The following is a 20,259-nucleotide window of genomic DNA, read 5'->3' as shown; positions in this document are numbered from 1 at the left end:
CCCCCCCCCCCCCCCCCCCCCCCCCCCCCCCCCCCCCCCCCCCCCCCCCCCCGCTCCCACATTCGATTTACTGTGTTTTCAAAGGTGCGTTACTGCTTCTCGAGCAACCACTTGCGCTCACCCGGGGTGAACTGCGGTTGTTCATCCGCCAGTGCCGTGTTCACGGCCTGCAGGATTTCCAGCTCTTTGCCCTTGCGCACAAAGATCCAGTTGTTGCCCTGGCCGTTCTGCTGCAACCACATGCTGTCGTTGCCGCTGCTCATCGACGCGCAATCGCCTGCGAGGCACAGCGCATAACGATCGGCACCCGGCAGGCCGGAGACTTGGCCGTCAGCCTGGAACTGCACGGTGGCGCCTTCGCCCTGGCCGCTGGTGATCGTCCAGTTGCCGCCCAGATAAGCGGAATACAGCGCGCGTTCGAAGCTGGCGCCGATCGGTGCGCCCTCCGGCACCGGAATTTGCGCGCGGTCGAAGACCTGTTCCGGTTCGTTTTCATTGGCGACTTGGTGCAGTTGGCCGCCGTCACGTTTCAGCTCGCTGGCGGAGCTGCCATAGAAGTCGACTTTCCAGGCGCCGGACTGTTCGCCGAGCAAGCGACCTTCGACGTTTTCGAAACCGTTGGTGTAGCGGGCCTGACCGGCCTTGGTGTTGACGTCCCACTCCAGGTTCGGGCCGTAAGCCTGAAGCGCTTCGCGCAGGGGGCCGCCCTTGGCAGCGGCATCGATGGCGACCTGATTGATCCAAGTGCCGCTGATGTCACGGTCGGCAGGGTTGCTGGCGCAACCGCCGAGGAAAATGGCGAGCAGCGAGAGAGCAAGCGCTTTGCGCATGGTGGAATCCTTTCAAAACCTTTTCTTTACCGCAGAGCAGTCGGCGCGGCGTGAGGCCGCGCCGTGCGCATTACTCGATGACCAGAATGGCATCCATTTCAACCTGCGAACCCTTTGGCAGGGCTGCCACGCCGATGGCGGCGCGCGCCGGGTACGGCTGGTCGAAGTACTTGCCCATGATCTCGTTGACCTTGGCGAAGTGGCTCAGGTCGGTGAGGAAGATGTTCAGCTTGACGATGTCCTTGAACGAACCACCGGCGGCTTCGGCCACGGCTTTCAGGTTCTCGAACACCTGGACGGTCTGGGCTTCGAAGCCTTCGACCAGTTCCATGGTTTTTGGATCGAGGGGAATCTGACCCGACATGTAAACGGTGTTACCGGCCTTGATCGCTTGGGAGTAAGTACCGATAGCGGCCGGGGCCTTGTCGCTGGTGATAACAGTCTTGGTCATGTATGACTCCTTGTAATGTTTGAGTTATGCACGCATGCGGGTGATGCGGATCACCCCGGTCAGGGCGCGCAGTTTCTTGATCACGCGGGCCAGGTGCACACGGTCGTGGACGCTGACCACCAACTGGACAACGCTGATGCGGCCATCGCGTTCGTCCATGCTGATTTTCTCGATATTGCCGTCGGCTGCGTTGACGCTGCTGGCCAGCAGGGCGATCAGGCCGCGCTGGTGTTCCAGCTCGACGCGCAGTTCGACGTTGAATTCGCCGGTGACATCCTTGGCCCACGAGAGCTGGATGCATTTTTCCGGGTTGTGGCGGATTTCGCTGATGTTGCGGCAGTTGTCCAGGTGCACGACCATGCCTTTGCCCGCCGACAGGTGACCGACAATCGGGTCGCCCGGGATCGGCGTACAGCATTTGGCATAGCTGAGAACCAGGCCTTCGGTGCCGCGAATCGCCAGCGGACCTTCCGGGCTTGGCAGTTGTTCGCCTTCGCCGAGCAGGCGGCGCGCCACGACATAGGCCATACGGTTGCCCAGTCCGATGTCTTCGAGCAGGTCTTCGATCAGTTCGAGGCGGTACTCGGTGAGCATCGCCTTCACGCGTTCGGCCGGAATCTGTTCCAGCGCGCTGTCGAAGCCGTTGAGCACCTTGTTCAGCAGGCGTTCGCCGAGGCTGATGGATTCGGAGCGGCGTTGCAGTTTGAGCGCATGGCGGATGTGGGTCCGCGCCTTGCCGGTGACCACGAAGTTGAGCCACGCCGGGTTCGGCCGTGCGCCGGGAGCGCTGACGATCTCGACCGTGGAGCCGCTTTGCAGCGGTTCGGACAGCGGTGCGAGACGACGGTTGATCCGGCAGGCGATGCAGCTGTTGCCGACGTCGGTGTGCACCGCGTAGGCAAAATCGACCGCCGTGGAGCCTTTGGGCAGCTCCATGATCCGGCCTTTGGGCGTGAACACGTAGACCTCGTCCGGGAACAGGTCGATCTTCACGCTCTCGATGAATTCCAGCGAGTTGCCGGCGCGTTGCTGCATTTCCAGCACGCCCTTGACCCACTGACGGGCGCGGGCATGGGTGCCTTTCGGCTGCTCGTCGCCGCTGGATTTGTACAGCCAATGGGCGGCGATGCCGTTGTTGGCCATCTCTTCCATTTCACGGGTGCGGATCTGGATCTCGATCGGTACGCCGTGCATGCCGAACAGCGTGGTGTGCAGCGACTGATAGCCGTTGGCCTTGGGGATAGCGATGTAATCCTTGAAGCGCCCCGGCAACGGTTTGTACAAATTATGTACGGCACCCAACACGCGGTAGCAGGTATCGACCTTGTCGACGATGATCCGGAACGCGTAGACGTCCATGATCTCGTTGAAGGCCCGACGCTTGCCGCGCATTTTCTTGTAGATGCCGTAGAGGTGTTTCTGGCGACCGCTGACTTCGCCCTGGATGCCGTCGATGGCGAGGCAGTGGCCAAGGGATTCTTCGATCTTGTTGACGATTTCCTTGCGGTTGCCCCGGGCGCGTTTGACCGCCTGGTAGATCCGCGCGGAACGCATCGGATGCATGGCCTTGAAGCCGAGGTCTTCGAACTCGATGCGGATCGCGTGCATGCCCAGCCGGTTGGCGATGGGTGCGTAGATCTCGAGGGTTTCCTTGGCGATGCGTCGGCGTTTTTCGCCGGACAGCACTTCCAGCGTACGCATGTTGTGCAGACGGTCGGCGAGCTTGACCAGGATCACGCGAATGTCGCGTGCCATGGCCATCGCCATCTTCTGGAAGTTTTCCGCCTGGGCTTCAGCCTTGGTTTCGAAGTTCATCTGGGTCAGTTTGCTGACCCCGTCGACCAGTTCGGCCACGGTTTCACCGAACTGCGCTTGCAGCGCTTCTTTGGCGATACCGGTGTCTTCGATCACGTCATGCAGCATCGCAGCCATCAGGCTCTGATGGTCCATGTGCATGTCGGCAAGAATATTCGCCACGGCAAGAGGATGCGTGACATACGCCTCGCCGCTGCGGCGGCGTTGGCCGTCGTGGGCTTGTTCGGCGTAGAAATACGCTCGGCGGACCAGGTTGACCTGGTCGTTGCCGAGGTAGGTCGATAAGCGATCGGCGAGGGCGTCTATGCTCGGCATGATGTCTCCTGCCGTAAGCTGTGATCCCGCGCCGTGCTACGTCGACCAGGCATAGGCTTAGACGGCCTCGTTGGACTCGTCCTCGAACGCAGCGAAGACCGGGTCTTCGTGGACGATTTCCTGCTCGGCGATGAACTCGTAGCTCATCAGGCCTTCAGCGATTTCACGCAGCGCAACTACGGTCGGTTTGTCGTTTTCCCACTGAACCAGGGGCTCTTTGCCGCCGGTGGCCAGTTGACGGGCACGCTTGGTAGAGAGCATGACCAGCTCAAAGCGGTTTTCCACGTGTTCTAGGCAGTCTTCAACGGTTACGCGGGCCATGGTATTCCTCGGAGCGAATGCAATATGCGCGCTGCCCGGTTGGGCGAGCGGACTCAACAGTTTAAAAAATCACCAGCGATTAGGGAAGCGTTGATTTTTTGACCAGACTCTTCAACGCGCTGCAAGTGCCAATGTAAAGCCCTTGCAGCGGTTTTGGGAAGTGCTGTTTCAGCCGAGCAATTCAGCCAGCAATTTGCCGAAACGCACTTGCTGACGTTTCTGTTGCAGCTGATTGGCGCGGAAAATCGCCTTCAGATCGTCCAGCGCGTGGGCGAAATCGTCGTTGATGATCAGGTAGTCGTACTCGACATAGTGGCTCATCTCGCTGACCGCTTCACGCATCCGGCCGTCGATGATGTCGTCGCTGTCCTGGCCACGGTTGGTCAGGCGCTGGTGCAGGGCCTGCAGCGATGGCGGCAGAATGAAGATCGAACGGGCCTGCGGCATCAGCTTGCGCACTTGCTCGGCGCCTTGCCAGTCGATTTCCAGAATCAGGTCGTGGCCTTCGTCCAGGGTCTGCTGCAGGCGGCTTTGCGAGGTGCCGTAGAAGTTGCCGAAGACTTCGGCGCGTTCCAGGAAGTCGCCGTGCTCACCCATCTTCACGAACTCTTCGCGGGTCACGAAGTGATAGTTCACGCCGTCCACTTCGCCCGGGCGCATGGCGCGGGTGGTGTGGGAAATCGAGACGCGGATTTCCGGATCGGCGTCGGTCAGGGCCTTGACCAGACTGCTCTTGCCCGCGCCCGAGGGGGCGGAAATGATGTACAGGGTGCCGGTGCTGTGGGTCATGTCGGGGGTAGCCTTACTCAATATTCTGCACTTGTTCGCGCATCTGCTCGATCAACACCTTGAGGTTGACCGCCGCCTGGGTGCTGCGCGGGTCGAAGGCCTTGGAGCCCAGTGTGTTGGCTTCGCGGTTGAGCTCCTGCATCAGGAAGTCCAGGCGCCGGCCGGCGGCACCGCCGGACTTGAGCACCCGGCGAACTTCGATGATGTGGGTGCTCAGGCGATCCAGTTCTTCGGCCACGTCGCTCTTTTGCGCGAGGATGACCATTTCCTGTTCCAGGCGCTGCGGGTCCAGTTCGGCCTTCATGTCGGCGAAACGGTCGAGGACTTTCTGGCGCTGGGTGGCGAGCATCTGCGGAACCAGTTCGCGCAGGGTCACCACATCTTCCTCGATGGAGGTCAGGCGATCGTTGATCAGGCGGGCCAACTCCGCGCCTTCGCGCTCGCGGCCGGCCTTGAGGTCTTTCAGGCCTTGATTGAACAGGGCCAGCGCCTCGGCGTTCAGCGCCTGCGGGTCGGTGGCGTCGGCGACCAGTACGCCTGGCCAGGCCAGCACTTCCAGCGGGTTCAGCGCGGCCGGGTTCTTGATCAGGCCGGCGACGGTTTCGGCCGCGGCGACCAGTTGTGCAGCGCGCTCGCGATCCACCTGCAGCGGCTTGCCGGTGCTTTCCTCGGTGAAGCGCAGGGTGCATTCCAGTTTGCCGCGCGACAGGCCCTGGCGCAGGGCTTCGCGGACAGCGCCTTCGAGGTCGCGAAACGACTCCGGCAGGCGCAGGTGGGGTTCCAGGTAACGGCTGTTGACCGAGCGCAGTTCCCAGCTCAGGGTGCCCTGGACGCCGGCTTTTTCGACGCGGGCGAAGGCGGTCATGCTGTGCACCATGGGGTGACCTCGCGATACAGATCGGCGCGAATTGAAGCTCCGCAGCTCGATATCAATGAATTTAAGCCGACTGGCAGCAAAGGCGCAGGATTGTAGCGCAGTGCGGCAGATGCGCCCAAACACACGGTGTGACAAAGGGCTGCAGGCCGTCGGCAATGCGCGTTTCAGGGCCTTCGGTCGTCGGCCGGATTTTTTAACGAGTGCCCAGGCGCGGTGCGCGGCTCTATAATGGTCCGCAGTTTTCCGTCCCCAGTACAGGTATCTCCTATGAAACGTCCAAGTGGTCGCGCTGCCGATCAGCTCCGCTCGATCCGCATTACCCGCAACTACACCAAACACGCCGAGGGATCGGTACTGGTCGAATTCGGTGATACCAAAGTCATCTGCACCGTCAGCGTCGAAAACGGCGTGCCGCGTTTCCTCAAAGGCCAGGGCCAGGGTTGGCTGACCGCCGAATACGGCATGCTGCCGCGCGCCACCGGCGAGCGTAACCAGCGTGAAGCCAGCCGTGGCAAGCAGGGCGGTCGTACCCTGGAAATCCAGCGCCTGATCGGCCGCTCCCTGCGCGCCGCGCTGGACATGTCCAAGCTGGGCGACGTCACCCTGTACGTCGACTGCGACGTGATCCAGGCCGACGGCGGTACCCGCACTGCGTCGATCACCGGCGCCATGGTTGCGCTGGTCGATGCACTGAAAGTGATCAAGAAGCGCGGCGGCCTGAAAGGCGGCGACCCGCTCAAGCAAATGATCGGTGCTGTTTCCGTGGGCATGTACCAGGGCGAGCCGGTGCTGGATCTGGACTATCTTGAAGACTCTGCCGCCGAGACCGACCTCAATGTGGTGATGACCAGCACCGGTGGTTTCATCGAAGTGCAGGGCACCGCCGAAGGCGCGCCGTTCCAGCCTGAAGAGCTGAACGCGATGCTGGAGCTGGCGAAGAAAGGCATGAACGAGATCTTCGAACTGCAAAAGGCTGCACTGGCCGACTGAGCAGGTTCGTAACCCGCAAGGAGGACGCAATGAGTGGTGAGCAAGAGTTGCTGCCCAAACCGAGCCAGGAGGTTCGCCAATGGGCCATGTTTTGTCACTTGTCCGCCTTGCTGGGGATCTGGATTCCGTTCGGTACGCTGATCGGGCCGCTGGTCCTGTGGCAGATGAAGCGCGAGACCGATCCGTTCATCGACGCCCAGGGCAAGGAAGCGCTGAATTTCCAGATCACCGTGGCGATCGCTTCGATGATCTGTTTCGTGCTGATGCTGTTGCTGATCGGGTTCGTGCTGTTTGGCCTGCTGGCCATCGCGGCGCTGGTGTTGACGATTATCGGTGGTGTGAAAGCCAACGAAGGTTTCCCGTATCGCTATCCGTTCACTTGGCGGTTGATCAAATAGCATCCGGCCGCAAGGTGCATGTTGGAATAATCATTCCGCATATTTAAAAGCCCTGACTTGCCAGGGCTTTTTTGCAACTCAATAAGCCTGTAATGCTTGTAGGAATAATCTTTCTGCGATGAATGGTAGATGGTATTTAATATATTCATCAGCCTTACATTTTTAGTCACAAGTACGATGCCTTTATGTTGTCGAAGAACATTGGCAGCATGACTTTATGCTTGGTATGGTTGTCGCACGTTATATTCCTTCAGAAATATTTCGATATGTTCAAGCCATCGAAGGCTTTTGAATTCCAGTGTTTCCGGTGTTGAAAAGTTCGCCGGTTCATGAGGCGTATCCAGGGAAAGTTCGCCTCTGAATATATAGCCAAGAATAATCCAGATGATTCAGCTCGATTTCTACGGCACGCTCGTGGCCGCTTCACTCGTACTTCTGCTGGGGCGTGGCCTTGTTGCCCGTGTTGGTGTACTGCGCAATTTCAATATTCCCGAACCCGTTGCGGGTGGTTTGCTGGTTGCGCTGGTTCTTCTGGTATTGCGAGCGCTTGATATAGAAGTTCGTTTCGATACCTCATTGCAGACACCGCTCATGCTGGCGTTTTTTGCCACTATCGGTCTGAGTGCCGATTTCGCCAGTCTCAAGAAGGGCGGTCGCGTAGTCGGAATGTTCTTGTTAGCGGTCATCGGCCTTCTGATTCTGCAAAACGCCATGGGTATCGGACTCGCAAAAGTGCTTGGCCTTGATCCGCTGATGGGGCTGCTGACGGGGTCGATTACCCTGGCGGGCGGTCACGGTACCGGCGCTGCATGGGGTGCGGTATTCAATGAAAAATACGGCCTGGCCTCCGCCTCGGAACTGGCGATCGCCTCTGCGACGTTCGGTCTTGTGCTGGGTGGTCTGATAGGCGGTCCGGTTGCTCGTTTACTCATCAAGCGTGTGGAAGTGCCTGGCTGCAACGCCCAGGCGCCGCAAAGCCTGCCACGGGGCTTCGAGCAGCCGAACAAAGAGCGCTCGATCACGCCATTTTCCTTTATCGAAACCCTGGCTCTGATCGCGGTCAGCTTGCTGGCGGGTAATCTTCTTAATGGCCTGCTTCACGGCACGGCATTCGAATTGCCGACGTTCGTTTGCGTGCTGTTCGTGGGCGTGGTGCTGCGCAACGGTCTTTCAGCGCTGGGGTTGTATCAGGTGTTTGAACGTGAAGTCTCGGTGTTGGGGAATGTCAGCCTTTCGCTGTTTCTGGCGATCGCCCTGATGTCGCTCAAATTGTGGGATCTGGCGGCGTTGGCGTTGCCGATCTTCATCATTCTGGCTGTACAGGCGCTGGTCATGGCGCTGTTCGCGATCTTTGTGACGTTCCGGATGATGGGCAGTAACTACGATGCTGCCGTACTGGCGGCGGGGCACTGCGGTTTTGGTCTCGGTGCCACGCCGACTGCCATCGCTAACATGCAAGTGGTTACGCAACGCTATGGGCCTTCGCAGATCGCGTTTCTGGTCGTACCGATGGTGGGGGCGTTCTTCATCGACATTATTAATGTCATCGTGATCAAGCTGTATCTGATGCTGCCTTTCTTCGCCGTCATCTGAGTTCGATTTCACTTCGAACGCAGACAAAAAAATGCCCGTATCTTGTGATACGGGCATTTTTTCAACTACGAAACTGCGCTTAGATGGTCAGCGTCCAGTCGTAGTCGACGATCAGCGGCGCATGCTGCGAGAACCGTGGCTGACGTGGCAGGCGTGCGCTGCGCACGAAGCGCCGCAGCCCTGGAGTCAGGATCTGGTAGTCGAAGCGCCAGCCCAGATTCAGCATCTCGGCCTGTTCGTTGTCCGGCCACCAGCTGTACTGGTTACCTTCGCGGCTGACTTCGCGCAGGGCATCTACGTAGCCCATGTTGCCGACAATCTCGTCCATCCAGGCGCGTTCCGGCGCCAGGAAACCCGGGGATTGCTGGCTGTCGCGCCAGTTCTTGATGTCGAGCTTCTGCTGCGCGACGTACAGCGAGCCACAATAAATGTACTCGCGACGTTTGCGCCGCTGTTTGTCCAGGTACTTGCCGAAATCGTCCATGAGCTTGAACTTCTGGTTCAAGTCCTCATCGCCGTTCATCCCCGAAGGAAGCAGCAAGGTGGCAATACTGACTTTGTCGAAATCTGCTTGCAGGTAGCGCCCGTAGCGGTCGGCCGTCTCGAATCCGAGACCGCTGATGACAGCCTTCGGTTGCAACCGCGAATACAAAGCCACGCCACCTTGGGCAGGGACTTCAGCATCGCAGGCATAAAGGAAGTAGCCATCCAGTTGGAAGGCTGGGTCGTCCAGTTCAAAGGCGGAGGCACGGGTGTCCTGCAGGCAGATGACGTCGGCATTCTGTGCCTGCAGCCAACTGAGCAAACCACGCTCGACTGCAGCCTGAATACCATTGACGTTCACACTGATGATCCGCATAAATGGCCCCAAAAATCGCGTGCGTGTATGATACACGGCGTCAAGCTAATTAGCTAAATCCGTGGTATTTGGGGTTTTTTTCATGCAAGCGTATCAGCGCGATTTCATTCGTTTTGCCATCGATCGCGGCGTTTTGCGCTTCGGTGAGTTCACCCTGAAGTCCGGGCGCACCAGTCCTTACTTCTTCAATGCCGGCCTGTTCAACTCGGGTTCGGCCCTGGCGCAGCTCGGTCGTTTCTATGCCGCAGCCATCGCCGAGAGCGGCATTCCGTTCGACGTGCTGTTCGGCCCGGCCTACAAAGGCATCCCGTTGGCGGCAACCACTGCCGTGGCGCTCGCCGAGCACCACAACCGTGACCTGCCTTGGTGCTTCAACCGCAAGGAAGCCAAGGCCCACGGCGAAGGTGGCAGTCTGGTCGGCGCACCGTTGACCGGTGAAGTGCTGATCATTGACGACGTGATCACCGCGGGCACCGCGATCCGTGAAGTGATGCAAATCATCGCTTCCCAGGACGGCGCCAAGGCCGCCGGCGTGCTGATCGCTCTGAACCGTCAGGAGCGCGGTAACGGCGAGCTGTCGGCAATCCAGGAAGTCGAGCGTGATTTCGGCATCCCGGTCATCAGCATCGTGTCGCTGAACCAGGTGCTGGAATTCCTGGCTGACGATCCGCAGCTCAAGCAGCACCTGCCAGCCGTTGAAGCCTATCGCGCCCAGTTCGGCGTCTGATCGCAGCTTCAGGCAAAAAAAGACCCCGCTCAGCCAGGCTGAGCGGGGTCTTTTTGTTTGCGCGAGCGCTTACGGACGCTTGCGATTGCTGATCAGCGTACCCACACCGGTATCGGTGAAGATTTCCAGCAGGATCGCGTTCGGTACACGGCCGTCGATGATCAGCGAGCTGCCCACGCCGCCCTGAACCGCTTCCAGTGCACAGCGGATCTTCGGCAGCATGCCGCCGTAGATGGTGCCGTCGGCGATCAGGTCGTCGACCTGCTGGGTGCTCAGGCCGGTCAGTACGGTGCCCGACTTGTCCATCAGGCCGGCGATGTTGGTCAGCAGCATCAGCTTCTCGGCTTTCAGTGCTTCGGCAACCTTGCCGGCCACCAGGTCAGCGTTGATGTTGTACGACTCGCCGTTCTCACCCACGCCGATCGGCGCGATCACCGGGATGAAGTTGCCTTTGACCAGCAGGTTCAGCAGTTCGGTGTTGATCCCGACCACCTCGCCCACATGGCCGATGTCGATGATTTCCGGCTGGGTCATCTCCGGGGTCTGGCGGGTGACGGTGAGCTTCTTCGCACGAATCAGCCCGGCGTCTTTACCGGTCAGGCCGATGGCGCTGCCGCCGTGACGGTTGATCAGGTTGACGATGCTTTTGTTGACCTGACCGCCCAGGACCATCTCCACTACGTCCATGGTCGCGGCGTCGGTGACGCGCATGCCGTCGACGAAGTGGCTTTCGATCGACAGGCGCTTGAGCAGATCACCGATCTGCGGGCCACCGCCGTGCACGACCACCGGGTTGATGCCCACGGCCTTCATCAGCACGATGTCGCGGGCGAAGCCGGTTTTCAGCTCCTCGCTTTCCATCGCGTTGCCGCCGTATTTGATCACCAGGGTCTTGCCGACGTATCGGCGGATGTAAGGCAGCGCTTCGGACAGGACCTTGGCAGTGTTGGCGGCGGCATCGCGTTCGAGGGTCATTCAGGGCTCCGGGTGAATCAGCAATCAGAACGGTAGTTGGAGATCAGGTGCAACGCGTTTCAGTTGGGCATGGAACACAGCCTTGATGCGCTGCAATTCAGCCTCGTCATCGGCCTCGAAGCGCAGCACCAGCACCGGTGTGGTGTTGGACGCGCGCACCAGGCCCCAGCCTTTGGCGTAGTCGACCCGCACGCCGTCAATGGTGGTCAGGTCGGCGCCTGGGCCCCACTGCGCATCGTGCAGTGCATCAATGATGCTGAATTTGCTCTCTTCGGTCACATGGATATTGATTTCCGGCGTGGAAATATCGTTCGGGAAGGTCGCGAACAGCTCCTCCGCCGAAGATTTTTCCTTGCTGAGGATTTCCAGCAGCCGTGCGGCGCTGTAAATGCCGTCGTCGAAACCGAACCAGCGTTCCTTGAAGAAAATGTGCCCGCTCATTTCGCCGGCCAGCAGTGCGCCGGACTGTTTCATTTTCTTTTTGATCAACGAGTGACCGGTCTTCCACATTAGCGGCCGACCGCCATATTCCTTGATCAACGGGATCAGGCGACGGGTGCATTTGACGTCGAAGATGATCTCCGCGTCCGGGTTGCGCGCTACCACGTCACGGGCGAACAGCATCAGCAGACGGTCCGGGAACACAATGGTGCCGGTGTTGGTCACCACGCCGACGCGGTCGCCGTCGCCGTCGAAGGCCAGGCCGATGTCGGCGTTGGTTTCCTTGACCTTGGCGATCAGGTCGACGAGGTTTTCAGGCTTGCCCGGGTCCGGGTGGTGGTTCGGGAAGTTGCCGTCGACTTCGCAGAACAGCGGGATGACTTCGCAGTTCAGCGCTTCGATCAGCTGCGGGGCGATCACGCCGGCCGCGCCGTTGCCGCAGTCGACCACGACTTTCAGGCGGCGGGCCAGTTTGATGTCCTGGACGATTTCGGTGGTGTAGCGGTCGAGGATTTCGACCTGGGTCACGCTGCCCGTGCCGCTGCTCAGGTTGCCGGTCTTGATACGCTCATGCAAAACCTGAATCTGTTCATTGGCGAGGGTGTCGCCGGCGATCACGATCTTGAAGCCGTTGTAGTTCGACGGGTTGTGACTGCCGGTGAGCATCACGCCGGATTTGCCGGCCAGCACATTGGCGGCGTAGTACAGCGCCGGGGTCGGCACCAGGCCGACGTCGCTGACATGGCAGCCGCTTTCGGCGATGCCGCGAATCAGCTCTGCGACCAGTTCCGGGCCGGACAGACGGCCGTCACGACCGACGGACACGTTCGGTTCGCCTTGGGCCAGGCTCTGGGAGCCGATGGCGCGACCGATCCAGTAGGCGGTTTCGCCATTGAGGAATTCCGGCACGGTGCCGCGAATGTCGTAGGCGCGGAAGATGCTGTCGGGAAGCTTCGGGGCGACTTGGGCGGGGGTGCTCATCTGCGAAAATGCTCCATCTCGAAAGTGGCTGGACACACCGACGACTATTCGACGGCAAGCTCAAACTGAAGGGTATGACGGCGGTTTTCACAGAGAGTTCGTGGTGTGAAAGGGCCATGACGCCTTGTACGGCGTGGCTTTGGCCTGTCAATGCCTTGATTTTCAGCGGTAAAGCTTGCAGATGAATCTGCGTATTTTTATGGCGAGAGAGCAGGCTCCCTCGCCACAAAACCAATCACTTGGTGCCGGAATGGCCGAAACCGCCAGCGCCGCGTTCGGTTTCGACGAACTCTTCAACCATTTCGAAGTGCGCCTGAACCACCGGCACCAGCACCAGCTGCGCCAGGCGCTCGCCAACCGGCATGGTGAATTCGGTCTGGCCACGGTTCCAGCAGGAGACCATCAGCGGGCCCTGGTAGTCGGAGTCGATCAGGCCGACGAGGTTGCCCAGCACGATGCCGTGCTTATGGCCCATGCCCGAGCGCGGCAGGATCAGCGCGGCGAGGTTCGGGTCGCCGATGTAGACCGACAGACCGGTGGGGATCAGCACCGTTTCACCCGGCTTGATCACGATGTCCTCTTGCAGCATGGCGCGCAGGTCGAGGCCGGCGGAGCCCGGTGTGGCGTATTGCGGCAGCGGGAATTCGGTACCGATGCGTGGGTCGAGGATCTTGGCTTGCAAAGCGTGCATGTAAATTAAACCTGGTTCAGACGTTCGGCGATAAAAGTGACCAGTTGGCGAGCGATCTTGCTCTTGCTGGTCTGGGCGAAAAGCGTGGCGTGCAGCGCACGGTCGATGACGCTGCAGGCGTTTTCTTCGCTGTTGAAACCGATGCTCGGGTTGGCGACGTCGTTGGCGACGATCAGATCGAGATTCTTGTCCTTCAGCTTGCGTGCAGCGTAGTCGAGCAGGTGTTCGGTCTCGGCGGCGAAGCCGACACTGAACGGACGGTCGGGACGGGTCGCGATGGTGGCCAGGATGTCCGGGTTACGCACCATTTGCAGGACGAAGCCGTCGCCGCTCGTAGGGTCTTTCTTCAATTTTTGCGGGGCGACGACTTCCGGACGGTAGTCCGCAACCGCCGCCGAGGCGATAAAGATGTCGCAAGGGATCGCGGCTTCGCACGCGGCGAGCATGTCTCGGGCGCTGACCACGTCGATCCGGGTGACGCGATCCGGCGTCGGCAGGTGCACCGGGCCGCTGATCAGCGTGACTCGGGCGCCGGCTTCCACCGCCGCTTCAGCCAGGGCGAAGCCCATTTTGCCGGAGCTGTGGTTGGTGATGTAGCGCACCGGGTCGATGTTTTCCTGGGTCGGGCCGGCGGTGATCACCACGTGCTTGCCGGTCAATGCCTGACGCTGGAAGCAGTCCGCTGCGAGCTGGGCCAGGTCGGTGGCTTCCATCATGCGGCCCATGCCGACGTCGCCGCAGGCCTGGCTGCCCGAGGCCGGGCCGAAGGTCTTCAGGCCACGGCTTTCAAGAAGTTGCAGGTTGGCCTGGGTCGCCGGGTCGCGCCACATGGCCTGGTTCATGGCCGGGGCGACCGCTACGACCGCGTCGGTGGCCAGCACCAGGGTGGTCAGCAAATCGTTGGCAATGCCTTGGGCCAGACGGGCGAGCAGGTCGGCGGTGGCCGGGGCGATCAGCACCAGATCGGCCCATTTGGCCAGTTCGATGTGGCCCATCGCCGCTTCGGCGGCCGGGTCGAGCAAGTCCAGGTGAACCGGGTGACCGGACAACGCCTGCATGGTCAGCGGGGTGATGAATTCGCTGCCGCCACGGGTCATGACCACGCGCACTTCGGCGCCCTGATCGATCAGGCGGCGCACAAGGTCGGCGCTCTTGTAGGCAGCAATGCCGCCGCCGACGCCCAGAACGATGCGTTTCCGATACAGCCGCTGCATAGGTCTGCCTTTCATTTCGTTGGTGACATACGTGGCGAAACCCCCTCCCCAGGGTGAATTCGCCCGCAAAAAAGATGGGCTACGATATCACAGCGACCGCTACGGAACAGCGGCGCCCACAGACAAGGAAGGTGTATGAGTATTCGCGATTGGCCGGCGGCGGAAAGGCCGCGGGAGAAGCTGTTGGAACAGGGCTCGGGAAGTCTTTCCGATGCCGAATTGCTGGCGATTTTTCTACGTACCGGCGTATCCGGCAAAAGTGCGGTGGATGTAGCAAGGCATCTGTTGAGTCAGTTCGGCAGCTTGCGTGCTTTGCTTGAGGCCGATCTCGCAACGTTCAGTGAACAACTGGGCCTGGGCCCGGCGAAGTTCGCCCAGTTGCAGGCCGTGCTGGAAATGGGGCGGCGACACTTGGCCGAGCGCATGCGCCAGAAAACGGCGCTGGAAAATCCGCAGGTCGTGCGTGATTACCTCAAGGCCATGCTGCGCCACGAGCCGCACGAGGTGTTCGGTTGCCTGTTTCTCGACTCCAAACATCAGGTGCTGACTTTCGAGACGCTGTTTCGCGGCTCGATCGACAACACGGCCGTGCATCCCCGGGAAGTCGTGAAGCGTTCCCTGGCCAACAACGCGGCAGCGGTGATCCTGTGCCATAACCATCCGTCGGGAAACTCCGATCCCAGTCAGGCTGATCGATTATTGACCAAGCGTTTGCAGAAGGCTTTGGAGTTGATCGACGTGCGGGTACTCGATCACTTCATCGTTGGCGATGGGGAACCGTTGTCGATGGCGGAGTGTGGCTGGATGTAGCTCCGAAGGGAGAATGCAAAACCCTGTGGGAGCTGGCTTGCCAGCGATGACGGCGGCACATTCAGCACAATGTTGTCTGTCAGTCCGCTATCGCTGGCAAGCCAGCTCCCACAGGTTTTGTGTTGTGGCGGGTTACTTCAGGGTGACCTTGGAGTAATCCTGCCGCCCAAACGGGCTCACCGAGTAACCTTGCACGTCCTTACGCGTCAGCGCATAGGCCGTCGGATGCGCCAGCGGCAGCCACAGTGCCTGCTGCTGGATCTGCGCCTGCGCCTGTTCGTAGAGCTTGGTACGTACGCCTTGTTCGCTGGTGGTCTTGCCGGCGCTGATCAGCTTGTCCAGGTCGGCATTGCAGTAGCGGGCGAAGTTGGTGCCGGATTTGACCGCCGCGCAGGAAAACTGCGGCGTGAGGAAGTTGTCCGGGTCACCGTTGTCGCCGGCCCAGCCCATGAACAGCAAGTCATGTTCGCCAGCCTTGGCGCGACGGATCAGTTCGCCCCACTCGATCACGCGGATTTCCGCTTGAATGCCGATTTCTGCCAGATCCGATTGCAGGAGCTGCGCGCCGAGGCTCGGGTTCGGGTTGAGCAGGCTGCCGGACGGGCGCGTCCAGATGGTGGTCTGGAAACCGTCCTTCAATCCGGCCTTGGCCAGCAGGGCCTTGGCCTTGTTCACGTCGTGGGCGTAACCCGGCAGGTTTTTCGCGTAGCTCCAGGTGTTCGGCGGGTACGGGCCGTTGGCGGCTTCGGCGGTGTCCTCGAACACGGCTTTCAGGTAGTTGGCCTTGTCGAAGGCGAGGTTGATCGCCTGGCGCACTTCCGCTTTGTCCAGCGGCGGATGCTGGCTGTTGATGCCGACGAAGGCGGTCATGAACGCGTCAGTCTTTTCGACTTTCAGCGTCGGCTCTTGCCTGGCAGCCTGTACGTCCAGCGGTTTTGGCGACAGGGCAATCTGGCACTCGTTACGCCGCAGCTTTTGCAGCCGCACGTTGGCGTCTGGAGTGATGGCGAAGATCAGCGGGTCCACCGCAGGTTTGCCGCGGAAGTAATCCGGGTTGGCCTTGTAGCGGATCGAGGCGTCTTTCTGGAACCGGGTGAAGACGAACGGGCCGGTGCCGACCGGCTGGCTGTTGAGCTTGTCGGTGGCGCCGGCCTTCAACAGCTTGTCGGCGTATTCAGCAGAATAAATCGAGGCGAAGCCCATGCTCAGGGTCGCGAGGAACGTCGAGTCCGGGTGATCGAGGGTGAAGCGCACGGTCAGCGGATCCAGTGCGTCGATCTTCTTGATCAGGCTCGGCAACTGCATCGACTGGGCGTGCGGGAAGCCGCTCTGGGCGACCTTGTGCCACGGGTTGGCCGGGTCGAGCATGCGGTCGAAACTGAATTTGACGTCTTCGGCGGTCAGTTCGCGGGTCGGCTTGAAGTAGTCGGTGGTGTGGAACTTCACCTGCGGGTGCAGTTTGAAGACATAGCTCAGGCCATCGGTACTGACTTCCCAGCTGTCGGCCAGACTCGGGACGACCTTGCCGCTGGCGGTGTCAAAATCCACCAGACGGTTCATCAGCACGTCCGCCGAGGCGTTGGTGGTGGTCAGCGAGTTGTACTGCACCACGTCGAAGCCCTCGGGGCTGGCCTCGGTGCAGATGCTCAGGGCGGCGGCCTGGGCCAGTGGACTCAGTAACAGCGGGGCGAAGAGCAGGGGGAGGGCAGCGAGGCGCATGGTCGGCTTCCTTTACAGATCGAAGGCCCATCTGCAAGTGCAGTCTGGAAAAGGCCTACCCTAGTGGTCGCGATTGCAAATGACTATCCCCTTTTTGCATTTTCGGGGCTGCGGGGTTAAGGATTTGTCGGAAGAGGTGGCGGGAAAAGTCTCGATTGCGGGCATGGCCGATTTTCTTCGACGAATGGTAAAAATTGCCGGCAGCCTTTGCCCAAGGCGCTTGCGGCCGGGAAAAGCGGCTTTTTAGCCATTCTTTGCGCACGGAAAGTTGTTGCTCCGTGGTCTTTCTGGTATAAAGCAGCGCTCTTTTCTAGGGGCCCGGTTCCTTCGCTTGTAGGTGTAGCCGGTAAGACCTCTAAAGAATCGCGGCGCCTGGCGCCACAATGACTAGAGATTAAGCGGCCAACCCATGCCGGGTTGGGCATGTGGTTTTAGAGGGCTGAGGCATGTCTAGAGTATGTCAAGTTACCGGTAAGGGTCCGGTGACTGGGAACAACATTTCCCACGCAAACAACAAAACCCGTCGTCGTTTCCTGCCGAACCTGCAGCATCACCGCTTCTGGGTTGAAGAAGAGAAACGTTTCGTACGCCTGCGCGTTTCCGCCAAAGGCATGCGTATCATCGACAAGCGTGGCATCAGCGTTGTGCTGGCCGAGCTGCGTCGCGACGGCAAGGTTTAAGGGAGCTAATCATGCGTGAATTGATTCGTTTGATCTCGAGCGCCGGTACTGGTCACTTCTACACTACCGACAAGAACAAGCGTACTACCCCGGACAAAATCGAGATCAAGAAATATGATCCGGTTGTTCGCAAGCACGTGATCTACAAGGAAGGCAAAATCAAGTAATTGATTTTTCCCGACTTACGAAAAAGGCCCGTATCTCACGATACGGGCCTTTTTTGTTGCCTGGCGATTAGCAATCAGCCGCAGATCAGTTCATCGATCTCATTGCGATCGTTGACCAGCACCCTGATCCGGTCAGGTTTGGGCAGGAGATTGAACAAGTCCTCCGGCCGTTCCAGTCGATGTTTCTGAACTCCGGCCGCAGTGCGGATAGCGCTCAGGGTCTCTGGGGTGGCGACTTGGCCGACAGCAAATTGCGCGGCGTTGATATTGCAGAAATCAGGCATGGTGCCTCCTTGCGTTCCATTCGGTTGGGAGCGCTCACCGGTCAGTCCTGCCGAGACATCCTGCCTCGGTAGGAAATTGCCCGATGTATGAGCGCTGCCGCGAAGTTTCACTCAGAAGCACTGCGCGCGTCTTACTCGTGTAGTCACCACTTGTGTCGGATCAGGCCTTCTGTTCGAAGATCACATAGACCTTGCGGCACGCTTCCAGCACTTCCCAGGTGCCACGGAAACCGGCCGGAATCACGAAGCGGTCGCCGACACGCAGGGTCTTTGCATTGCCTTCACCGTCACGCAGCACTGAAACACCTTGCAGGATTTCGCAGTATTCATGTTCGGTGTAATTCACCGTCCACTGCCCGACCGCACCTTCCCACACGCCGACACCCATTTGCCCGCAAGGGCTTTCGTACTGATTGAACACCGCCTGCTCGGGATCGCCCTTGAGCACTTTGGCCGGGTCCGGGCGATAGCGTTCGGCTTCGGTTGTGGTCAGGCTGATGTCGACGACGTTCTGGATGTTCATTGTTGTTTTCTCCCGTGATGACGGCGCGGTGGCTTGAAAGGGGCAAAGTCTATGTTGATTAAATTGAACGCCGCAAGGCGGTATAACCTCCTTATGTCAAATATATTGAAACAACCCCGGCCGCTGGTTTAGGGTGGCGGATGCCTCGGGCCGAAAAGCAGGCTGGCCGGGCAGTATTCCTGAGGACGACCGCGACGATCGCGGCGCTCGTATTGAACAAGAGGAGGACACTCGAATGACCACCCTGACTCGTGCCGACTGGGAACAACGCGCTCGCGACCTGAAGATCGAAGGCCGCGCCTTCCTCAATGGCGAGTACACCGATGCCGTCTCCGGCGAGACCTTCGAGTGCATCAGCCCGGTCGATGGCCGCCTGCTGGGCAAGATTGCCAGCTGTGACGCCGCCGACGCTCAGCGCGCCGTGGAAAACGCCCGCGCCACGTTCAACTCCGGCGTCTGGTCGCGCCTGGCGCCGACCAAACGCAAAGCCACCATGATCCGTTTCGCCGGCCTGCTCAAGCAGCATGCCGAAGAACTGGCCCTGCTCGAAACCCTCGACATGGGCAAGCCGATCAGCGATTCGCTGTATATCGACGTGCCGGGTGCCGCGCAAGCGCTGAGCTGGAGCGGTGAAGCGATCGACAAGATCTACGACGAAGTCGCCGCTACCCCGCACGATCAACTGGGTCTGGTAACCCGTGAGCCGGTTGGCGTGGTCGGGGCCATCGTGCCGTGGAACTTCCCGCTGATGATGGCCTGCTGGAAACTCGGGCCGGCGTTGTCGACCGGTAACTCGGTGATCCTCAAACCGTCGGAAAAATCCCCGCTGACCGCCATCCGCATCGCCGAACTGGCGGTCGAGGCCGGCATCCCGAAAGGCGTGCTTAACGTGCTGCCGGGCTACGGCCACACCGTCGGCAAGGCGCTCGCGCTGCATAACGACGTCGACACCTTGGTGTTCACCGGTTCGACCAAGATCGCCAAGCAACTGATGATCTATTCCGGCGAATCGAACATGAAGCGCGTCTGGCTGGAAGCCGGCGGCAAGAGCCCGAACATCGTGTTTGCCGATGCGCCGGATCTGCAAGCCGCTGCCGAATCCGCCGCCAGCGCCATCGCCTTCAACCAGGGCGAAGTCTGCACCGCAGGTTCCCGTCTGCTGGTCGAGCGTTCGATCAAGGACAAATTCCTGCCGATGGTGATCGAGGCGCTGAAAACCTGGAAACCGGGCAACCCGCTGGATCCGGCCACCAACGTTGGCGCGCTGGTCGACACTCAGCAGATGAACACCGTGCTGTCCTACATCGAGTCGGGCCACACCGATGGCGCCAAACTGGTGGCCGGCGGCAAGCGCATTCTTCAGGAAACCGGTGGCACCTACGTTGAGCCGACGATTTTCGACGGCGTGAGCAACGCGATGAAGATTGCCCAGGAAGAGATCTTCGGCCCGGTGCTGTCGGTTATCGCCTTCGATACCGCCGAGGAAGCGATCAGCATCGCCAACGACACGCCTTACGGCCTGGCGGCGGCAGTCTGGACTCAGGACATTTCCAAGGCACACCTGACCGCCAAGGCCCTGCGGGCCGGCAGCGTGTGGGTCAATCAGTACGATGGCGGCGACATGACCGCACCGTTTGGCGGCTTCAAGCAGTCGGGCAACGGCCGCGACAAGTCGCTGCACGCGTTCGACAAATACACCGAGCTGAAGGCGACCTGGATCAAGCTGTAAACAGTTAGCGGTAGCCCGGTCACTCCAGGCACCCTGACGAAACAGAGATCCCTTGTGGGAGCGGGCTTGCTCGCGAAGGC

The 20,259-nt window shown here is 60.2% G+C and carries 21 protein-coding genes and 1 pseudogene; 8 read left to right on the top strand and 14 right to left on the bottom strand.

Translation table 11 applies throughout. The annotated features are described in order from the left end of the window. Positions 1 to 89 precede the first annotated feature (89 nt). The 6 genes from ACTJK9_RS18535 to ACTJK9_RS18510 all read right to left on the bottom strand — a co-directional run bounded on the left by ACTJK9_RS18535 (position 90) and on the right by ACTJK9_RS18510 (position 5,398). The gene (locus ACTJK9_RS18535; protein ID WP_440815296.1) at positions 90 to 830 is read right to left on the bottom strand and encodes a hypothetical protein; all 741 of its coding nucleotides are present in this window, start codon (positions 828 to 830) and stop codon (positions 90 to 92) included. A gap of 70 nt (positions 831 to 900) precedes the next feature. Further along, entirely contained in the window at positions 901 to 1,281 is a 381-nt protein-coding gene (locus tag ACTJK9_RS18530; protein ID WP_003229509.1) for a RidA family protein, read from the bottom strand. A gap of 24 nt (positions 1,282 to 1,305) precedes the next feature. Then, positions 1,306 to 3,411, bottom strand: a complete 2,106-nt coding sequence (gene spoT, locus ACTJK9_RS18525) for a bifunctional GTP diphosphokinase/guanosine-3',5'-bis pyrophosphate 3'-pyrophosphohydrolase (protein WP_007954439.1) — start codon at positions 3,409 to 3,411, stop codon at positions 1,306 to 1,308. A 57-nt stretch (positions 3,412 to 3,468) separates the two neighbouring features. After that, complete coding sequence (gene rpoZ / locus ACTJK9_RS18520; RefSeq protein ID WP_003229503.1) at positions 3,469 to 3,732, bottom strand: DNA-directed RNA polymerase subunit omega; 264 nt, start codon at positions 3,730 to 3,732, stop codon at positions 3,469 to 3,471. A 168-nt stretch (positions 3,733 to 3,900) separates the two neighbouring features. Continuing rightward, positions 3,901 to 4,521: a guanylate kinase gene (gene gmk, locus ACTJK9_RS18515; RefSeq protein WP_064600422.1), complete on the bottom strand. Its 621-nt coding sequence runs from the start codon at positions 4,519 to 4,521 to the stop codon at positions 3,901 to 3,903. Positions 4,522 to 4,534: 13 nt separating this feature from the next. Further along, on the bottom strand, positions 4,535 to 5,398 hold the full coding sequence (locus ACTJK9_RS18510) for a YicC/YloC family endoribonuclease (RefSeq protein WP_016770639.1): 864 nt from the start codon (positions 5,396 to 5,398) through the stop codon (positions 4,535 to 4,537). A 267-nt stretch (positions 5,399 to 5,665) separates the two neighbouring features. On the opposite strand from ACTJK9_RS18510, the gene rph reads away from it, so the two are divergent. From rph to gltS, 3 genes are all read left to right on the top strand, one after another. Further along, positions 5,666 to 6,388, top strand: a complete 723-nt coding sequence (gene rph / locus ACTJK9_RS18505) for a ribonuclease PH (protein ID WP_003229494.1) — start codon at positions 5,666 to 5,668, stop codon at positions 6,386 to 6,388. 29 nt (positions 6,389 to 6,417) lie between these two features. Then, positions 6,418 to 6,786, top strand: a complete 369-nt coding sequence (locus tag ACTJK9_RS18500) for a DUF4870 domain-containing protein (protein WP_085612083.1) — start codon at positions 6,418 to 6,420, stop codon at positions 6,784 to 6,786. Between the two features lie 384 nt (positions 6,787 to 7,170). After that, a complete protein-coding gene (gltS, locus tag ACTJK9_RS18495; RefSeq protein ID WP_064600414.1) occupies positions 7,171 to 8,379 on the top strand; it encodes a sodium/glutamate symporter in 1,209 nt (402 codons plus the stop codon). A 79-nt stretch (positions 8,380 to 8,458) separates the two neighbouring features. Here gltS and ACTJK9_RS18490 read toward each other — a convergent pair whose 3' ends face one another. Further along, the gene (locus ACTJK9_RS18490) at positions 8,459 to 9,238 is read right to left on the bottom strand and encodes an exodeoxyribonuclease III (RefSeq protein WP_440815291.1); all 780 of its coding nucleotides are present in this window, start codon (positions 9,236 to 9,238) and stop codon (positions 8,459 to 8,461) included. A gap of 82 nt (positions 9,239 to 9,320) precedes the next feature. Here ACTJK9_RS18490 and pyrE point away from each other — a divergent pair, with 82 nt between their 5' ends. Then, entirely contained in the window at positions 9,321 to 9,965 is a 645-nt protein-coding gene (gene pyrE, locus ACTJK9_RS18485) for an orotate phosphoribosyltransferase (RefSeq protein ID WP_007954442.1), read from the top strand. Positions 9,966 to 10,034: 69 nt separating this feature from the next. Here pyrE and argB read toward each other — a convergent pair whose 3' ends face one another. The 4 genes and pseudogenes from argB to coaBC form a co-directional block, all read right to left on the bottom strand. Next, positions 10,035 to 10,940 (bottom strand): acetylglutamate kinase, encoded by a 906-nt coding sequence (argB, locus tag ACTJK9_RS18480; protein ID WP_007954443.1) that lies wholly within the window; start codon positions 10,938 to 10,940, stop codon positions 10,035 to 10,037. Between the two features lie 24 nt (positions 10,941 to 10,964). Beyond that, positions 10,965 to 12,341, bottom strand: a pseudogene (locus tag ACTJK9_RS18475) (phosphomannomutase/phosphoglucomutase); the annotation flags it as partial. 256 nt (positions 12,342 to 12,597) lie between these two features. After that, positions 12,598 to 13,053, bottom strand: a complete 456-nt coding sequence (dut, locus tag ACTJK9_RS18470) for a dUTP diphosphatase (protein WP_007954445.1) — start codon at positions 13,051 to 13,053, stop codon at positions 12,598 to 12,600. A gap of 5 nt (positions 13,054 to 13,058) precedes the next feature. Then, positions 13,059 to 14,267, bottom strand: coding sequence for a bifunctional phosphopantothenoylcysteine decarboxylase/phosphopantothenate--cysteine ligase CoaBC (coaBC, locus tag ACTJK9_RS18465; protein ID WP_064600412.1), 1,209 nt, complete (start codon positions 14,265 to 14,267; stop codon positions 13,059 to 13,061). A 135-nt stretch (positions 14,268 to 14,402) separates the two neighbouring features. Between coaBC and radC the strand changes: the two genes are divergently transcribed. Beyond that, entirely contained in the window at positions 14,403 to 15,077 is a 675-nt protein-coding gene (gene radC / locus ACTJK9_RS18460) for a RadC family protein (RefSeq protein WP_064600411.1), read from the top strand. A gap of 132 nt (positions 15,078 to 15,209) precedes the next feature. Here the strand turns inward: radC and ACTJK9_RS18455 are convergent, their stop codons facing one another. Next, positions 15,210 to 16,796, bottom strand: a complete 1,587-nt coding sequence (locus ACTJK9_RS18455) for an ABC transporter substrate-binding protein (protein ID WP_440815286.1) — start codon at positions 16,794 to 16,796, stop codon at positions 15,210 to 15,212. Between the two features lie 446 nt (positions 16,797 to 17,242). Here ACTJK9_RS18455 and rpmB point away from each other — a divergent pair, with 446 nt between their 5' ends. Continuing rightward, a complete protein-coding gene (gene rpmB, locus ACTJK9_RS18450) occupies positions 17,243 to 17,476 on the top strand; it encodes a 50S ribosomal protein L28 (protein WP_003177273.1) in 234 nt (77 codons plus the stop codon). Positions 17,477 to 17,487: 11 nt separating this feature from the next. Next, positions 17,488 to 17,643, top strand: coding sequence for a 50S ribosomal protein L33 (rpmG, locus tag ACTJK9_RS18445; RefSeq protein WP_003177274.1), 156 nt, complete (start codon positions 17,488 to 17,490; stop codon positions 17,641 to 17,643). 74 nt (positions 17,644 to 17,717) lie between these two features. On the opposite strand, the gene ACTJK9_RS18440 is transcribed toward rpmG, so the two are convergent. Continuing rightward, positions 17,718 to 17,927: a peptidase inhibitor gene (locus tag ACTJK9_RS18440; protein WP_064600404.1), complete on the bottom strand. Its 210-nt coding sequence runs from the start codon at positions 17,925 to 17,927 to the stop codon at positions 17,718 to 17,720. 160 nt (positions 17,928 to 18,087) lie between these two features. Continuing rightward, entirely contained in the window at positions 18,088 to 18,450 is a 363-nt protein-coding gene (locus tag ACTJK9_RS18435) for a cupin domain-containing protein (RefSeq protein ID WP_085612080.1), read from the bottom strand. A 235-nt stretch (positions 18,451 to 18,685) separates the two neighbouring features. Here ACTJK9_RS18435 and ACTJK9_RS18430 point away from each other — a divergent pair, with 235 nt between their 5' ends. Next, the gene (locus ACTJK9_RS18430) at positions 18,686 to 20,179 is read left to right on the top strand and encodes an aldehyde dehydrogenase (RefSeq protein ID WP_064600402.1); all 1,494 of its coding nucleotides are present in this window, start codon (positions 18,686 to 18,688) and stop codon (positions 20,177 to 20,179) included. Positions 20,180 to 20,259 lie beyond the last annotated feature (80 nt).

It is taken from the genome of Pseudomonas sp. 22082 (assembly GCF_052046055.1).
In the GTDB taxonomy this organism is placed as follows: Bacteria; Pseudomonadota; Gammaproteobacteria; order Pseudomonadales; family Pseudomonadaceae; genus Aquipseudomonas; species Aquipseudomonas pharyngis.
This window is presented reverse-complemented; position numbering and strand designations above follow the sequence as displayed.